The 17950-nt window shown below is 38.3% G+C and carries 14 protein-coding genes; 10 read left to right on the top strand and 4 right to left on the bottom strand.

Translation table 11 applies throughout. The features are described 5' to 3' along the window. The first annotated feature begins 122 nt into the window (after window positions 1-122). Together pabB and ettA are read left to right on the top strand one after the other, a co-directional pair. A complete protein-coding gene (pabB, locus tag Q0948_RS01725) occupies window positions 123-1421 on the top strand; it encodes an aminodeoxychorismate synthase component I (protein WP_298348117.1) in 1299 nt (432 codons plus the stop codon). Window positions 1422-1519: 98 nt separating this feature from the next. Beyond that, window positions 1520-3211, top strand: coding sequence for an energy-dependent translational throttle protein EttA (ettA, locus tag Q0948_RS01720; protein WP_298348119.1), 1692 nt, complete (start codon window positions 1520-1522; stop codon window positions 3209-3211). 346 nt (window positions 3212-3557) lie between these two features. Here the strand turns inward: ettA and Q0948_RS01715 are convergent, their stop codons facing one another. Both Q0948_RS01715 and Q0948_RS01710 read right to left on the bottom strand, forming a co-directional pair. Then, window positions 3558-5126, bottom strand: a complete 1569-nt coding sequence (locus Q0948_RS01715) for an amidohydrolase family protein (protein ID WP_298348121.1) — start codon at window positions 5124-5126, stop codon at window positions 3558-3560. 2 nt (window positions 5127-5128) lie between these two features. After that, window positions 5129-7666 carry a M14 family zinc carboxypeptidase gene (locus tag Q0948_RS01710; RefSeq protein ID WP_298348123.1) on the bottom strand — a complete coding sequence of 846 codons (2538 nt, stop codon included), beginning with the start codon at window positions 7664-7666 and terminating at the stop codon, window positions 5129-5131. Window positions 7667-7795: 129 nt separating this feature from the next. Here Q0948_RS01710 and Q0948_RS01705 point away from each other — a divergent pair, with 129 nt between their 5' ends. Continuing rightward, on the top strand, window positions 7796-9166 hold the full coding sequence (locus Q0948_RS01705) for a hypothetical protein (protein ID WP_298348126.1): 1371 nt from the start codon (window positions 7796-7798) through the stop codon (window positions 9164-9166). On the opposite strand, the gene Q0948_RS01700 is transcribed toward Q0948_RS01705, so the two are convergent. Then, a complete protein-coding gene (locus tag Q0948_RS01700) occupies window positions 9153-9629 on the bottom strand; it encodes a hypothetical protein (RefSeq protein WP_298348128.1) in 477 nt (158 codons plus the stop codon). The two genes, Q0948_RS01705 and Q0948_RS01700, sit on opposite strands and share 14 nt — an antisense overlap. Before the next feature lie 229 nt (window positions 9630-9858). Between Q0948_RS01700 and Q0948_RS01695 the strand changes: the two genes are divergently transcribed. The 7 genes from Q0948_RS01695 to Q0948_RS01665 all read left to right on the top strand — a co-directional run bounded on the left by Q0948_RS01695 (window position 9859) and on the right by Q0948_RS01665 (window position 17186). Continuing rightward, on the top strand, window positions 9859-11247 hold the full coding sequence (locus Q0948_RS01695) for a tetratricopeptide repeat protein (RefSeq protein WP_298348130.1): 1389 nt from the start codon (window positions 9859-9861) through the stop codon (window positions 11245-11247). A gap of 77 nt (window positions 11248-11324) precedes the next feature. Continuing rightward, complete coding sequence (locus Q0948_RS01690) at window positions 11325-12299, top strand: DUF368 domain-containing protein (protein ID WP_298348132.1); 975 nt, start codon at window positions 11325-11327, stop codon at window positions 12297-12299. Beyond that, window positions 12289-13311 carry a DUF368 domain-containing protein gene (locus tag Q0948_RS01685; RefSeq protein WP_298348134.1) on the top strand — a complete coding sequence of 341 codons (1023 nt, stop codon included), beginning with the start codon at window positions 12289-12291 and terminating at the stop codon, window positions 13309-13311. The genes Q0948_RS01690 and Q0948_RS01685 overlap by 11 nt, the downstream gene beginning before the upstream one ends. Continuing rightward, window positions 13283-14071 carry a shikimate dehydrogenase gene (locus Q0948_RS01680; protein ID WP_298348136.1) on the top strand — a complete coding sequence of 263 codons (789 nt, stop codon included), beginning with the start codon at window positions 13283-13285 and terminating at the stop codon, window positions 14069-14071. Before Q0948_RS01685 ends, Q0948_RS01680 begins: the two co-directional genes overlap by 29 nt. Window positions 14072-14147: 76 nt before the next feature. Continuing rightward, entirely contained in the window at window positions 14148-16214 is a 2067-nt protein-coding gene (locus Q0948_RS01675) for a DUF349 domain-containing protein (protein WP_298348794.1), read from the top strand. A gap of 58 nt (window positions 16215-16272) precedes the next feature. After that, a complete protein-coding gene (locus Q0948_RS01670) occupies window positions 16273-16404 on the top strand; it encodes a hypothetical protein (protein ID WP_257724723.1) in 132 nt (43 codons plus the stop codon). A 248-nt stretch (window positions 16405-16652) separates the two neighbouring features. Next, window positions 16653-17186, top strand: coding sequence for a histidine phosphatase family protein (locus Q0948_RS01665; protein WP_298348141.1), 534 nt, complete (start codon window positions 16653-16655; stop codon window positions 17184-17186). On the opposite strand, the gene Q0948_RS01660 is transcribed toward Q0948_RS01665, so the two are convergent. Then, window positions 17183-17932 (bottom strand): DUF6503 family protein, encoded by a 750-nt coding sequence (locus Q0948_RS01660; RefSeq protein WP_298348143.1) that lies wholly within the window; start codon window positions 17930-17932, stop codon window positions 17183-17185. The genes Q0948_RS01665 and Q0948_RS01660 overlap by 4 nt on opposite strands. Between the last annotated feature and the right edge of the window lie 18 nt (window positions 17933-17950).

Genomic DNA, 17950 nt, shown 5'->3' with positions numbered 1-17950 from the left:
AGTGTGTTATGTGTTTAAATATTTATTAGTCTACCAGACCACTAGGTTAATAACTTTTTTTCAAATAAAAATGTTTTTAACATCAATTTATATCCGTCTCATTCTTGTGTATTTTTACCGTTGTGAATCGTACTACTAAAACCATAACTATAACAGACCTTAATGCCTTTAAGAAACAACTACTTTCTTGGGCACAGCAGTATGAAGACATTGTGTGGCTTGATAGTAACAGTTACGAGCGACAAAATTATCCTGAGTACGAGGCCATACTAGCAGTAGATGCTTTTACAAGTCTAAAGACTGACTATCAAGGAGCTTTTGATCAACTGGAGGAGTATCAAAGTACAACAAAAGATTGGATTTTTGGATACCTCAGTTATGATCTTAAGAATGATACTGAGCGACTTACATCAAAAAATGATGACAGTCTCGACTTTGCAGACTTATATTTCTTTCAGCCCAAAAAGGTTTTTTTACTCAAAGGTGACACCCTCGAGATGCACTACCTAGGTATGGTAGATGATGAGATAGAAGAGGATTATAAGGAGATAATAAATGGTGTAAACTATCAACCATATATCCCTGCAGACCCATTATCTATTAAACTCAAGATTCACAAAGAAGCTTATAAAGAAAAGGTACGTGAGATGCTTGCCCACATACACAGAGGTGATATTTATGAGGCAAATATGTGTCAAGAGTTTTATGCAACAGGCGCCATCGATCCGCTAGAAACATATGAGCGACTCAATGCAATAAGTACCCCACCGTTTGCCACCTACTTAAGGATGGAAGATCAGTATTTACTTTCGGCAACGCCAGAGCGGTATATTAAAAAAATAGGAGAGAAGATTGTTACCCAGCCCATAAAGGGAACGGCTAGACGTAGTGATAATGAGGAGGAGGATTACGCTTTCGCGAAAGCGTTACAACAAAACCCAAAAGAGCGCTCAGAAAACATAATGATTGTAGATCTCGTACGCAACGACTTGTCTCGCACAGCCCGCAGAGGATCTGTTGTAGTAGAGGAGTTATGCGAGGTGTATCCCTTTAAGCAAGTTCACCAAATGATATCAACCGTTACCTCACAACTAGGCTTAGGTATCTCACCGGTAGATGTAATACGTAGCACCTTCCCAATGGGAAGTATGACCGGTGCGCCAAAATTGCGAGCAATGCAAATCATAGAGTCATTAGAAGAGTCAAAGCGGGGTTTATACAGCGGCTCAGTGGGCTATTTTACCCCGGCAGGCGATTTTGATTTTAATGTAGTCATACGCAGTATACTCTACAATGCAGAGAAACAATACATCTCATACTCAGTAGGCGGAGCCATCACTGCTGGTTCTGAACCAGATAGTGAGTATGAAGAGTGCTTACTCAAGGCTAAGGCGATGCGTGCCGTTTTAGAGGGAGAATAGTAGCGATATTTTGTATTTTTGCCTTCCGCTTTCGCGAAAGCGTACTAACAATAAACCAACTAGCTTAAAGCATACAGCTTAGAGCCAAAAGCCAAATTATGAGCGACGATAAAAAGATCATTTTTTCAATGCAGGGCGTTTCAAAGACGTTTCCTGGAGCACAGACACCTGTACTTAAAAAGATATACCTAAGCTTCTTTTATGGAGCAAAAATAGGGATCTTAGGTCTTAACGGTTCTGGTAAATCTACGTTGATGAAAATCATCGCAGGATTAGATACAAACTTTCAGGGAGATGTAACTTCAGATAAAGAGTTTTCTGTAGGGTATCTTGAGCAAGAGCCTAAGCTAGATCCAGAAAAAACGGTTCTTGAGATTGTAAAAGAAGGAGCTGCCGAAACGGTTGCTATTCTTGATGAGTACAATAAAATCAATGATTCATTTGGTCTAGAAGAGGTATACTCAGATGCAGATAAGATGGATAAGCTTATGGCACGCCAGGCAGTTTTACAAGATGAGATAGATGCTCGCGGTGCCTGGGAGCTAGATACAAAACTAGAGATCGCGATGGATGCACTACGCACCCCACCGGCAGATCAAAAAGTATGTGTACTCTCTGGAGGAGAAAAGCGTCGTGTAGCTTTATGTAGATTATTATTACAAGAGCCAGATGTGTTATTACTAGATGAGCCTACTAACCACCTTGACGCAGAGTCTGTACACTGGTTAGAGCACCACCTTGCACAATATAAAGGAACGGTAATAGCTGTAACTCACGACCGTTACTTCCTTGATAACGTAGCGGGATGGATATTAGAGCTGGATAGAGGAGAGGGAATCCCTTGGAAAGGAAACTACTCTTCTTGGCTAGACCAGAAGTCTAAGCGTATGGCGCAAGAGAGTAAGACCGCTTCAAAAAGACAAAAAACGTTAGAGCGAGAGCTAGAGTGGGTACGTCAAGGAGCAAAAGGGCGCCAGACTAAACAAAAAGCACGTTTACAGAACTATGACAAGATGATGAGTCAAGATCAAAAGCAAGTAGATGAGAAGCTTGAGATCTATATCCCTAATGGGCCACGTCTTGGTACTAATGTTATTGAGGCATCTGGAGTGAGTAAAGCCTTTGGCGATAAGTTACTGTATGAAGACCTCAATTTTAACTTGCCGCAGGCTGGTATCGTAGGTATTATAGGTCCTAACGGAGCTGGTAAGACTACTATCTTTAAAATGATTATGGGTGAGGAGGCTCCAGATAAAGGAACCTTTAACGTAGGAGAGACTGCTCAAATCGCATATGTAGACCAGAGTCACAGCAATATAGACCCAGAGAAAACTATCTGGCAAAACTTCTCAGACGAGCAAGAGCTTGTAATGATGGGCGGTAAGGAAGTAAACTCTAGGGCATACCTAAGTAGATTTAACTTCTCAGGTAGTGAGCAAAATAAGAAAGTTGCAACACTATCTGGTGGTGAGCGCAACCGTTTACACCTTGCGATGACTTTAAGAGAGGAAGGAAACGTACTATTACTGGATGAGCCTACAAACGACCTTGATGTAAACACACTAAGAGCGCTAGAAGAAGGACTAGAGAACTTTGCAGGCTGTGCGGTAGTAATTAGTCACGACCGCTGGTTCTTAGATCGTATATGTACTCACATTCTTGCTTTTGAGGGAGATAGTCAAGTGTATTTCTTTGAGGGTAGTTTCTCAGAATATGAGGCAAATAAGAAAAAGCGATTAGGTGGTGATTTAATGCCTAAGCGTATTAAATACAAGAAGTTAGTAAGGTAAGTAATTACATACAATGAGAAACGCCCCATACATAACTGTATGGGGCGTTTTTATATATAAAAGTTATTGTAGATATAATAGCTACATAAAAACAAATAACATTGCACATAAGGCAAGTATAATCACAGATACAATAAGTATAGACTTATTAATTAGGATCAGTTTGTTATTAAATTCAATGCGTATCATCTTGATAGTTTTATGGTTTCACTTTATAGATACTAAAATATGTAAAAGGTTGCGTCTAAGTAATTTAAAAATTTTTGAACACTACATTTTACGAGTATTTCCGTTACAGCGATAAAATTATGCAGTTTATCTGATGTGAAATCATAAAATATATTATTTAATCATTAACTCCCGGTTGTTTTAACGTGAAGTTTTCTTCCTTTTTTGCCTTATCTACTTGGCTTTTTACATCTCTCAAAAGTTCTTTTGCATCATAGATTATCCCGTCTTTTATAGTGTACTTAACTCCACCTACACGCACCACTTCATTATCATCTGTTAGTTTTATAGCGCCTGTTCCATAAAGTACTTTGAGATTTTGCAATGGGTTTTCTTCTACAATGACAAAGTCTGCAAGTTTATTTACTTCTACAGAGCCTACTTGGTCGTCCATATTAAGCAATTCTGCCCCATTGAGGGTTGCCGCTCTTATCACTTCCAGAGGGTGAAAACCTGCTTCCCTAAGTAATTCTAACTCTCTAGGGTATGCAAATCCATATAACTGAAAAATAAAGCCAGAATCTGTACCTACAGTTACACGACCACCTCTGTTTTTATATTCATTTACAAAAGCCATCCACATACGGTAGTTGTTTTTCCAGTGTACTTCTTCTTCTGTGCCCCAGAAGTGCCAGTAGCTACCGTGTGATATTTTACTAGGTTGGTAAAATCTCCATAAGGAAGGAAGGGTGTAGTCTTCGTGCCACTCGGCTCTTCTTGCTCTCATTAAGTCACGACTGGCTTCATAAATATTAAAGGTAGGATCTAGTGTGAAATCTAGAGCGATAAGCTCCTCCATAACTGCATTCCATTTTTCAGACCCTGGTTTAGCCGCTTGCGCCCATAGGCGTCCTGCTTCGCCAAAACGGTGTTGCTCATTATTATAATTATAGTCAAGCGGATAGTTTTGTACCGTCGTGTTTTCAAACAGTGCTTCTGGTAATCCATACCAGTGCTCCATAGAGGTAAGTCCAGCACGGGCACTGTTAAGTACATTCCAGCGTGCGACGCTCATTTGAGCGTGGTGCATAGATGAGGTAAGTCCCAGTTTCTTGTTTTCTTCAAGAGCTGCTTGCATAACCTCTGGTGGAGCGCCAAAAAACTTAATCCCGTCTGAATCATTTTTGCTATTATTTTGGACCCAAGCTCTTGCTTGTTGTGCAGTAGTTATAGTCTCTTTACTACCTTGGCCAAAGCCTGTATGCGAGATAATACGTGGTGCGATGATGCTATTGCTTGCAGATTTTTTCTTGAGGTCTAATGTAAAGTCACGACTCCTACCAGAAACCTCACGTACGGTCGTAACGCCGTGCGCCATCCATAGTTTAAAAACATAATCTGGATCTGCTCCTTGAGCTTCTCCACCTATGTGCACGTGACAATCTACAAACCCTGGTAAAAGGTACATTCCATTTGCATCTAGCTCTTTTCCGCCTGCACGTAGTTTTGGGCGTTTTGCTTCGTTAATCGCTACACCTGGATATCCTACTACTTTAATTTCGGTGATTTTATTTCCTTCTACTACGATATCTACAGGACTTATCGGTGGTGCTCCATTACCATTTATGAGCGTTACGCCACGTATGATGAGCTGATTAAAAGGACCTTCTTGTAGGGGTGATTGCGCTTTCGCGAAAGCGGAAAAAAACAATACTCCGCATATAAATGTGATAATTGATTTATACATAACTAGTTTATTAAACTCCCGAAGAAGATTGCGTTAAGAAAGAGTTTATTGGTACCGTACCAGCTTCCTCTAAAGTTAGGATTATCTGCAAAAAGGACCACACGACCTCTACCTTGCGGAGAAACGATAAGTGAGGCACTCTTTTTCATATAGTCATTTAAGTTTTTATCAGATATAAATCCGTCTATATGCGGTGTGTCTGTGTATTGTGCAACGGTGTTATACTCACTTTTTGAAGGTTGTAACCATACGTTATTGTTCTTATAAACAGGTAGTGTGTTATATCTGTAGCCAAAAGCGAGTGGGTGTGTTAAGTCTAGATCTACCTCAAAAATAGCTCCGCCTAGACGCTCCTTACCACGGTTAGGACCTTTGTTTACATAAGGTTTGCGCTCTTCGGTCTTTGTGGAGTCTTCTTTCTTATCTTTTGTGAGTTTGCCCGTAGCAATTTTTGATTTTATAGCCCAGCTACTCGCAGTTCCAGAAGTAATAAGAGTATTGCCTTGAGCAATCCAAGCTTTCAAGTTTTTTTGCTGTCTATCTGATATGGCGTTGTAGTTACCAGATACCATCACTAGCGTGTTGAACTTACTTAAATCTACACGGTTAAAGTTGCTCATCATCACTTTTGTGATAGGCATATGCACACGTGTGTCAAGCAAGTGCCATACCTCTCCAGCTTCATAAGAGCTAGTACCGTTACCTATAACCATAAGTGCTTTAGGAGCGTCTATTTTTTGAAAGTTGCGACTTCCTAAATCAATTCCTTTTATGCTAAAGCCAGTATTTGCCGCATAAATAGGGACTTGATATTTCTGCTGTGCAGCTGCTAGTATGTCATATACTTCATCTTCGGTCTCATCTTGACGACTTACTGGTAGCATAAGTGTACCATAATTAAAATCCCTTATACCACTTGTAGTATTTACTGTAAACGGTTTAAAAGCGGTGGCAAGCACGAGTCCTTCTTTTTGTAGGTAGTTAAGTAGTGCTGGTGTATTATAATCATCATAATCTACAAGGTATGCATAGCTTGTTTTTGTAAGTGGCGTTACGCGTACTAAATTATCTGTTGTGGTGATCTCTTTTCCTAAACTCGGGGTGCTGTTCAAACCTTTATAACGCATATTGTAAAAGTTACCTACAGACCACGCACTGGCATCATAGTAAACACTATCACGGTAGGTGCTATAAGTTTCAAAAAATGATTGAACCATTCTTTTTTGAGCTTGGTTAGTAGGCACTACATAACGACCATCACCTTTATCATATAGTTTAATACGGTGCTTTAAGAGTTTGTCTATAAAAGCCTTTGTTCTATTTGCATCATAAGGATCACCAAACTCGTATGCGGCTGCTTGATCTGTTTTTCCTTTCTTAAAGGCGCTTTTAAAGAACTCTTGTTGATACTCGCGTAGTCTAGCTTTGTTCTCTACAGCGGCCTTTACGGTAGCCATTCCAGATGTAAACTGGTTTCTTATTGTAAATGGAAAACTAATGGTACCAAAATCTGTGTCTTGTAAATGACCACGGCTACTTGCTTGCTCAAAAAGTAAGGCGAGAGCTCCTTGTAAATCTGGATATGAAGATCCGTAGCCTGGGTAGGTGCCGTCAAAGGCTTCTTTTGTAAAATAAAAACTCCCTATCTCATCTAGCGCACTAGAGAAGTATGGCGCAAAAAGGTTATTGAGCTCCTCATAATTTTCCTTAGGCATAATAGGGTCTTTACTTCCTATAGGTAACATAGGCTCAAAGAAGTGTGTGCTGTTTGTACCCATCTCGTGAAAATCTGTAACTACATTAGGGTACCAGTCGTGATACCAGTCTAGTTTGCCACGGCTCTCTGGGTTAATAGCGAGTAACCAGTCTCTGTTGAGGTCAAACCAGTAGTGATTTGTCCTTCCGCGTGGCCACATTTCTGTATGCTCTGCGTCTATATTATCAGATACAAGTGGTGAGCCTTTATAACTATTTGCCCACTGTGTGTGGCGATCGCGACCATCTGGGTTTATGGTAGGGTCTAAAAAGATAACACTGTTTTTACGGTAGTTTATAATATCTGGATGCTTTGATGCTACTAGTGTGTATGCGGTAAGCAATGCCGCCTCAGAACTTGATGGTTCATTACCGTGCACATTATATCCTAGTTGTATAAAAACGGGTACTTCATTATAATTAGTCACATTTTGCTTTGTGTCTACAAAGGCGAGATGCTGTTTTTTAATGGCCGTCAAGTTTGCGAGATTTTCTGCAGTAGATATGGTGAGCATAACCAGCTTTCGGCTTTCGTGTGACTTGCCGTACTGTGCTATAGTAGCCTGGTTTGATACCTCTGCTAGTTCTTGCAAGTAAGCTACAATCTGGTCGTGACGGGTATGTTGCTCGCCTATATCGTACCCCAGAAACTCTGCAGGTGACGGGATGGCGGAGTCAAAAGGAGCATACTTGCCTGTAAAATAATCTTGTGCGTGTAGTTGTGGTGATAACGCTTTCGCGAAAGCGTAAAAAACCACAGTCAGTAATAGAATCTTGTGTTTCATTTGGATTGATTTGTACTTCTAAAAATACGGAAATAATTATTGCAACATCTTTATAAAAGTACGTTTAGAATGTGCTACCTTTATTTTGTGCACGGTTTTTGATACCTGCAATATTCATTATTATACTGTATGCGCAAATTTTATTTTTTACTCCTTATTACATCTATCACTTTTGGGCAATCTGCCATTACGCCTGGTATGGTGTACCCCAAGGTTAAGCAAGACCCTACTTCTGATAAAACATATGCGATATATCTACCTAGAGATTATGATGCACAGAGCAAATATCCTGTAGTGTTTGTTTTTGATGAGAAAGGAAGGGGAGATCTCATTACACAACAGTTTTCTATAGGTGCTGCGCTCACGAGTAGTATTGTTATAGGAGCAAATTATGAGCTAGATAGCACGATAAAGCCGGCACTAAAACAGATGGCGGAGTTGATAAACCGCTCTTATGATCAGTATGCTATAGATCGTGACAAGATCATTCTTGCGGGTTTTGGCGATGCAAGTTTAGTAACGAGTACCAGCGCGCAGTTGTCTAATAGTACTTATGGTCTTATTGCGGTGGGAGATGCATTTTTAGACAAGAAGCTTCTTAGTAAAAACCCAAAACTTAAGGTGTCTATACTCTCACCAGATGAGGGTAAGCAGTTCTATAAACTACGTGCTTATGGTACAGGATATAGCTTAGATAAATTTATAAAGGGTTACCACGTGTATGATGGAGGTGATCTGCCAGAATCTGGTTACCTAGCGACAGCGCTTACAGATATTTTAATAGATGAGGATGTAGAAAAAGAGCGCGTGCAGCAATTTTATGATACAGATATGGCCTTTGCAGATTTATTGTACAAAAAGCAAAAGCACGTTTATGCATATAACTTTGTGACAGCGCTTAAAACTAAGTATAAGAAAATACTTGATATAGACAGCCAGAAAGAACTCGCAAAGGAGATACGTTTTAATAAAGCCTTACGCGCTAAGCGTGATAGGAGTACTGTAATTGCGTATGGTGAAGGTCTACTAGCAGAAGATTTTAAGTATTACCTAGCAGAAGACACGCAAAAGGCATTTTTTGATAACCTAGGCTGGTGGAGTTACCAGATGGATGAGCTAGATGTAAAAATAGATAGTACTGCAAGTAGTAAACAAGAGCGTAAGGCGGCTATACGTCTTAAAGGATTTGTACAAAACAGTGTAGAGCAGCAATATGAGATTGTAAAGGCACAAAATAGCACGCCAGAAAAATTACTTTTTGTAAATATCTTACGCACACTTGTAAGCCCTTCTAACCAGGATGCTTTTATACAAGTTATAGGACTTAGTGCTCGCGAGGGAGATATTAATGCTTCTCTTTTTTATCTAGAAGAATTATTAAAATCTGGATATACAGATTATGATAATCTATATGCCATCCCTTATACAACCGCTTTACGTATAGGCCCTGAGTGGAATGAAATTATAAAAGATTACCTAGGTAAGTCTAAGTATTACTAATGCTTTGAGCTTTTTTTACAGCAGTTTTTATAGCGTCCATATTATCTGTCACCACAAAGAACTCTGAGTTTTTATTCTTTGTTTTAATGTGAATGGCTTTACCTAGCCGTGTGTTAAAAAGCGTGCCGTGTGGAGTAAATCTATAGCCTATTCCCCAGAGCAATGTTGTCTTTAAGATTTTTGTACTTGCAAGGTCTAGACGGTTAGTAGCTATTTTTCTCTTAACAAGACCTATCCCAAAACTTAATATAGCTTCATCTTTTGTAATGATAATATCTAGCTTGTAAAAAAGGACAATAATCCCTGTAAAAAGCAAAGTAGTCGTTATATAAATAGCGGGACTAGCGGCAGTCTCTGCATTACTCAAATATACATTTGTAGCTGCCAGAATAACGACTACCAGTAAAAGTATAAGAATAAGTGTACGGAAATATTGTGTCTCTTTATATAGTATGTTGCTCATAAGGGTTATTGTGTCAATAAGACATTCTTAATGAGTAAAAGTTACAAAAATCTAGAATTTTAAGATGATATGATTTTATTATCAGCACTTTAAGTAGAGATGTGACATAAGTTCAGTTTGGCGCGATTATTGGCTGTTCATTACTATGTTGACAACTATGTTGTATAATCTCAACATCACTCTTAAGTATTACTACATTTATATTAAGAGTAATTTTAAAATGTCGCCTATGGATTTTAGCCAAGAAGGAAATAGTGTATCGCTCACTCGTTTTGAGTCTATGTTAAAGACTAATGATGTTCTTTTTTTTGACGCAGAAGAGTTTGAAAATATTGCAAATTACTATATCGAGAGTGGTAAAATTGCGCTTGCGCGAAAAGCTGTAAAGCTAGGTCTAGAGCAGCATCCCACATCATCAAACCTTAGACTTTTTAAAGCAGAGCTTTTCATCTTTGAAAACAAATTTGAAAAAGCCGAACAAATTCTTACAGAGCTACACGAACTAGAACCACATAATGAAGAAGTTTTTATCCAGAAGGCAAATATTTATAGCAAGCAGGATGATCACAAAAAGGCTATTTACTTACTAGAGCAAGCTATAGATCTTACTAACGATCCTGCAGATGTTTATAATCTCATAGGGATGGAATATCTTTTTATAGAAGATTTCCAAAATGCTAAGCTTAGTTTTATGAAGTGCCTAGAGGTAGACGAGCAAGATTATAGTGCGCTTTATAATGTAATTTATTGTTTTGATTTTTTAGAGCAGCACACAGAAGCTATAGATTACCTCAATATGTTTTTAAACAATAATCCTTATTGTGAAGTAGCTTGGCATCAAGTGGGGAAACAATATTTTGGACTTAAGGAGTATGAAAAAGCACTCTCAGCCTATGATTTTGCCATTATAAGTGATGACCGTTTTGTAGGAGCTTACCTTGAGAAAGGTAAAGTGCTAGAAAAATTAGGTCGTTATAATGAGGCTTTAGAAAATTACCAGATTACACTTGAGTTAGAAGATCCTACATCTTTTGCTTTACTGCGTATGGGTAAATGCTATGATAAGTTAGGAAGTGATGAACTTGCTATAAAGCATTTTGAGCGCTGTGTGCACGAAGATCCTTTACTAGATAATGGGTGGATTGCCATTACAGATTTTTATAAAAAACGTCTCAACTTTCAAAAGGCATTATATTATATAAACAAAGCGATTAATATAGATAGCGATAACGTACTTTACTGGAAACGTTATGCAAAAATTAATCACAGGCTTAAGTTTTATGAAGAGGCAGAAGAAGGGTATCGCCGTACATTAGAACTGGGTAATTATGAACTTGAAACTTGGTTAAACAGAGCAGATATACTTTTACAACTAGGTGAGCATAATGCAGCGGTTATAAATCTAACGCAGGCTATAGAATTTTATCCAGAAAATGCAGAGGTAGCTTTTAGACTGGCAGGTCTTAACTATGCGCAAGGGAGTGACATACAAGGGCGCTACTTTTTAAAAAATGGTCTAAAATTAGATGCCGAATTTTCTATAATTATAGATGAACTTTTTCCTTACGTGGCGGCAAAGAAGGAAGTGCGTGAGTTAATTGAGAAACACTCAAACTAGCAAATTCTAAAATTTTGTTTAAAAATAGGTATGTAAAGTGAAAGCTAGTATTTTAGCTAAGACTTTAAAATAATCCTATGCCAAAAACTTCACTCGCTTACGTATTTGTTATCTTAAAAGGAATGGCAATGGGAGCAGCAGATGTGGTTCCCGGTGTATCTGGAGGTACCATTGCATTTATATCTGGTATCTATCAAGAACTTATAGAAACAATAGATAAACTAGACTTTGGAATTTTTAAAGTCTGGAAAAAGGAAGGAGTAAAAGCTGCAATAGCGCAATACAATCTTAAATTTTTAGGAAGTTTATTTTTAGGAGTAGCCATAAGTATACTCTCACTTGCTCGAGTTATAAAATATCTGCTTGATGTATATCCTATTCTTTTATGGTCTTTTTTCTTTGGTCTTGTACTTGCAAGTATTGTTTATATAGGAAAACAAATTTCAAAATGGAATGCAATCACAATCATAGCATTAATTCTAGGTGTTGCAGTTGCATATTTTATCACAATAGCCGTACCTACAGAAGCGCCTAACGCGTGGTGGTTTTATTTTGTCTCTGGTTGTATTGCTATTATCGCAATGATTTTACCTGGAGTTTCTGGTTCTTTTATACTTGTGCTACTGGGTTCTTATGGGATGGTGCTAGGCACAATTACAGATGCTCAAGACGCATTGCTTACTCGAGACTGGTCACTCCTTAGAAGTGCTATCTGGAAAATCATACTCTTTGCTTTAGGGTGTGTTGTGGGACTTAAACTCTTTTCAAAAATCCTTAAGTGGATGTTTGAGCATAAAAAAGAAATAACCCTAGCTGTACTTACCGGTTTTATGGTAGGATCACTTAACAAAATATGGCCTTGGAAAAAAGTCTTATCTACACGTATAGATAGGCACGGTGATGAGGTTGCGGTAGAGGCAAAGAGTATACTCCCATCAACCTTTGACGGAGATCCACAGGTACTATATGCCGTAATATTTGCCGTTGTAGGATTTGCATTAATCTTATTATTAGAAAGAGCTGCAGGTAAAAAGAAGGTATATGCAGACTGAGACTAGATCGCTTTCTGATAAGCTCTGGCTCGTACTTAAAGGCCTAGCAATGGGTGCTGCAAATAAAGTTCCGGGAGTGTCTGGAGGAGTTGTAGCCTATGTAGCTGGGTTTTATGAAGAGTTTATATACTCGCTTCAAAAGGTAAATGGCAAAGCCTTACGGCTACTTTTTGGAGGGCGTTTTCGTAGTTTCTGGCAATACATAAATGGACGATTTTTAGGACTCCTTATTTTAGGAATGCTCATAAGTTATTTTAGTGTTTCATTATTACTAGATCTAGCTATAAGAAATTACCCCTTGTTAGTGTGGAGTGCTTTCTTTGGTATGATAATAGGTTCTATATACTATATAGGTAAAGATTTTGAAGAGTGGACTAATCGCAATATCGTAATGCTTATTTCAGGGGTTATTTTTGGTGTAGCTATAAGTCTTATGGAGCCCGCACAAGAAAATGATAATCTTCTCTTTGTCTTTATTTGTGGTATTATAGGTGTTTCTGGGATGACATTACCAGGTCTCTCAGGTTCTTTTATACTTATCTTACTAGGTAATTATGTGCTACTACTTGTGGATTCTGTAAATGCATTATTTGTAACAATAACAAAAACATTTTCTGGAGACTTTTCTTTTATAGATGACCCAGTACATATGCGATTACTTACTGTTTTGATCGTTTTTTCTTTGGGATCACTTACTGGCCTTGTTACTATTTCTCATTTTTTAAGTTATTTGTTTAAAAAGTTTAAATGGGAGACTAATGCTGCAATACTAGGTTTTATTATAGGTTCGCTGGGCGTAGTTTGGCCCTGGAAAACAGAAGTTTTTGAACGCGACATTGCAGGAGAAATTGCACTAGATATAAACGGAACACCAATATTAGATAATTACGACCGTTACTTGCCTACAGCGTTAAATATTGAAAATGTGCTCGCCATATTTTTTATACTTGCAGGTATTTTTATGGTCGTTGCACTAGGTAAATATGGAGAGAGAACAAGACGTACTAGTTAAGTATGGCCTTTTTGGAAAAGATATAGGCTACTCCTTCTCAAGAGGATATTTTAAAGAGAAGTTTGATAAGCAAGATGTAAAGGCACAATATATAAATTTTGATGTGCCAGATGCTGCTGCTATGCAAGAGGTACTCCTAGCAAAATCTGCCGTAGGGTATAATGTCACTATACCTTATAAACAAGATATTATTCCTTTTTTAGATAGACTTGACGCACACGCAGCCGCTATAGGTGCTGTAAATACCGTTAAGACGGAAGATGATGGCGCACTTACGGGTTATAATACAGATTATATAGGTTTTAGAGATTCATTACTAGAGCGTTTTGGTGAGAGTCATTTTTGTGATTTTGATGAGACAGTTCTTTCTTCATCTTCTTATAAATGTTTGATTTTAGGTACTGGAGGGGCGTCAAAAGCCGTGCATTATGCAATGCAACAGCTAGGGGTTGAGTGCACCTTTGTTTCGCGAAAGCGTTCTAACACCTCATTACAATATGAAGATCTCAATGAGCAAATCATAAAAGATCACACTTTTATAGTAAATACAACACCCGTAGGAACTTTTCCAGAGGTTGAGATGGCGCCAGCGATACCGTATCAATATATAGGCGATTCTCATATAGCTTTTGATCTTATTTATAATCCTGAGCAGTCTACTTTTCTAACTAAAGCATTGCAACAAGGTGCTCAAATTATAAACGGATTTAGAATGCTAGAATTACAAGCAGAGGCCTCTTGGAGCATCTGGAATAGCTAGCACTAGATTATTGCCCTATGTGCGCACTAAATAGTATATTTACTTCTTATAAAATAGAACCCTAACATTGAAAGATATGTCTGAAGAGAAGAAACCTCAAGACCCAAAAGTAGAAGAACATCTAGAAGAAACGGCGCCAGCAACAGATCGCACTATGAATGAAGAAATAGAAGCACTGGCTGCAGAGGCAAATGCAACACAACTTCCAGATGATGCTGAGGTGGCATCTGAGATTGATGCAGAAGAAGTTGCTTCTCCAGATCAAGCTGCTGCAACACCAGAAACTACAGAAGTAGCACCGGCTGCACCAGTGGTAAAAGAAATACCTAAAAAAGACTATACTACTCTTACAAAAGAAGAGCTTATAGAGGAGTTACAATCACTTATTAAAAATGAGAAAGTAACTGCTATAAAGGAGCACGTAGAGGAGATAAGTACGGTTATAAATGCTCAGTTTGATAAAGAGCAAGAAGAGGCTAAGGCTGCTTTTCTAGAGGAAGGCGGTAACATTATAGATTTTAGATACTTCTCGCCACTTAAAAAGGCATATAACGAGGTGTATTATGAGTATAGAAACAAGCGCCAAGAGTTTTATGAACGCAAGCGTAAGGATCAAAATGCAAACCTCGCAGAACGTCAATCGCTTATAGATGAGGTGAAGGCTTTAAGTAAAGAGCTAGGTGGTGCTGAGAGTGTAAATACTACTTTCAATAAATTTAAAGACATTCAAGAACGCTGGAATAATGCAGGTAATATACCTCGTGATCGCTACAACCTTGTTTGGAACGATTACTACTTTAATGTAGATGCGTTTTATGAACTCTTGCACCTTAACCGTGACTTTAGAGATAGACACTTTAAAGAAAATCTGGATAAAAAGCTACTGCTCATAGAGAGAGCAGAAGAGCTAGGAGCAGAGCCTAATATCAATAAGGCTTTTAAAGAACTACAACTCTTACACCGTATGTGGAAAGAGGAAATAGGTCCTGTAGCGCGTGAACATAGTGACGCAATCTGGGATAAATTTAGTGCTGCTACAAAGAAGATACACGATGCTCGTGATGAGAAGCAAAAAGAGATAGAGCTTGTATGGGTTAAAAATCTTGAGATTAAAAATAACATCATTGCTCAAATAAAAGAAGTAGCACAAGATGATATAAAGTCTCATAAGAGCGTACAAGAAAAGATTAAAAAAGTAGAAGCACTGCGTGAGGAATTCTTTAAGGCTGGTAAAGTCCCAAAAGAAAATAATGAAGACACGTGGGCAGCTTTTAAAGAAGCAACAAAGCTATTTAATCAAAAAAAGAACGGCTTCTATAAATCTCAAAAGAAAGAACAGTACGATAACCTTACAAAGAAGCAAGAGCTTGTACAAATAGCCGAAGACCACAAAGATAGCGATGACATAAAAGGAACGCTAGATGTGATGAAGCGCATACAGGCAGACTGGAAGAAAATAGGTCACGTACCACGTAAAGATAGTGACAAGGTATGGAAGCAATTTAAAGATGCTTGTAATCACTTTTTTGACCGCCTTAAAGATTCTAAAAAGCAAGCAAGCGCTGGCGAGCAAGAAAATCTTGATAAAAAACAAGCCTTAATGAATACCGTTAAGGAAACAAAGATGACAGGCGAGCGTACTGCAGATCTTGCGACTATTAAAGAATTTATAGACCAGTGGAAGGGTATAGGTCGTGTTCCTTACTCAAAAAAGAATATAGATCAAGACTTTAATAAAGTACTAGACGGTCTCTTTAAACAACTTGATATAGATAAGAAAGAAGCAGAGCTCATCAAGTATGAAAACCGTGTGCAAATTATGGCAGGCGGGGCAGATGACCGCGCTATAGAAAAGGAACGTTTCTTTATTAGAAAGAAAATAGATGAGACTAAAGCAGAGATTAACCAGCTAGAGAACAATCTAGGTTTCTTCCAGCACGTGGCAGATGATAACCCTATGGTGGTAGAGGTGCATAAAAACATCGCACGTCATAAAGAAGATCTTAATGTATGGACTTCAAAACTGCGTAAGATAAAAACCTTAGTAGCTCAAAATCAAAAAGCCGAAGAGGAGGCTGCTGCTGCTCGAGAAGCCGCAGAAAATGCTCAAAATGAGATTTCTGAAGAAAATTCTGAAGCATAATTGTAACAATTACTCTCGTGCCTCGTCTTTATAGTATCAATCAATAAAAACAGATATTATGAGAACGCAAGCAAAAACAACAACAGCACGAGATCCTAGACAGGGAAGAAACACCATTTTGGGGGTATATGTAATCCTCTCAACATTTTTCATCTCTGCCTACACACTGGTACAGTATTTCTCAATGTAGAGCAAATCAGACAAACTAAAAAAACACAGCCTTCATCAAGCTGTGTTTTTTTTTACGCTTTCGCGAAAGCGTAATACTCCTTAGTATAATAAAACACAAAATCCGTTTCTTAATAAGAAACGGATTTTGCTCTTTCATAGCAGATTTTTTTATCTGTCACGCATATAAGGGCGAAAGACAAAATATAAGTCGCTAAGAAAGAGAAGACCTTACAAAAATGTATATTTGAGTATAAAATTATTTTAAAGATGCGCAAACTCTTAGTATTACTCGTATTAATTACCGTCTCTGTAAGCTGTGATGGACAGAAGAAAAACAAAGCTACTACCGAGCAGGTGACTAATTATTACTTCATTCGTCACGCCGAAAAAGTGCTAAGTGATCCGTCTAATAGTAATCCAGATCTCACTCCAGAAGGAGAGGCGCGAGCAGAGCGTTGGAAAGATTTTTTTACAGATAAGGATATAGACGCTGTTTACTCTACAGACTATTTACGCACTATGCGCACGGCAGAGCCTACGGCAAAGGCAAATAGCCTAGCTATAAAAAAATATGATCCCAGAGCTTTAAACGACGAAGCTTTTAAACTTGCGACGACGGGACTTAATGTTGTGGTAGTAGGCCACAGTAATACAACACCAAACTTTGCAAATGCTGTATACGGTGAGCCAGACGCGTTTAAAGAAATAGACGAGTCTGAGTATTTTCATCTCTACCACGTGCAGCTTGGGGGAGAAGGTAAAGACCTGGTTAAGAAAAAAGAAGCGCTAGTTATAGACTAGCAAGCGGGACAACTAGATACCTCCACATCCTCTAGTTCAATAATGCTAAGTAAATCAAGATTATTGTTTTCATAAAGTGCATCTAGTGTTTGCAATGGTGGATACTGCTCTTCTGGCTTGTAATTGCGATAATCTACAAAGCGTATGCCGTTTATAATGCGCTCATTGTAAGCCTCTCTAAAACGTGTCCCACCTTCTGATGTTTGGTAATTATATGCAAGATAGTCTACCGTGTAGCGGTTTTTGTGTATCCAGTACATATACTCATCTTGAAAATCTTCACCACCACCTTCTTGGGCAAAGGTAACTCTAAGACGGTAGTAAGGCTCTCCTTTTACAACGCTTTCATCTACAAGTGATTTACGCACCGCTGGGTCATTAAGGCCATAAGGTAATACAGAAAAGTAGTGTACAGAATTTACACTATTTGCATAGCGATTTTTCATACTATCTGGAAGGGTTGTAGGAGCGCTTTCGCGAAAGCGTACAAACTCTCCATTATTTTTTATAACATCCTGTTGTACTTGACAAGCAGCGTCTGTGCAACGTTCTAATGTTCTCAATCCGTCTTTTCTAGTAGCTCTATAGTAATACTTTCTAAATTTAAAATGTATGCTAGAGTTTGCAATTACCTCGCCACCAGACGCGGCGATTGCCTTATCTACAATCTCTTGTGCAGTAGGCGCTGGCGTTGTACAACTTGTAGCAAGTAGTAATAAAAAAGCGATATAAAATAATCTGTGCATAGTGCTAGTTATATGGAG

Origin of the sequence: uncultured Dokdonia sp., from assembly GCF_947496725.1 — a bacterium.
Lineage (GTDB): Bacteria > Bacteroidota > Bacteroidia > Flavobacteriales > Flavobacteriaceae > Dokdonia.
The sequence above is the reverse complement of the archived record's forward strand: the minus strand, read 5'-3'. Positions and strand labels throughout refer to the sequence as shown.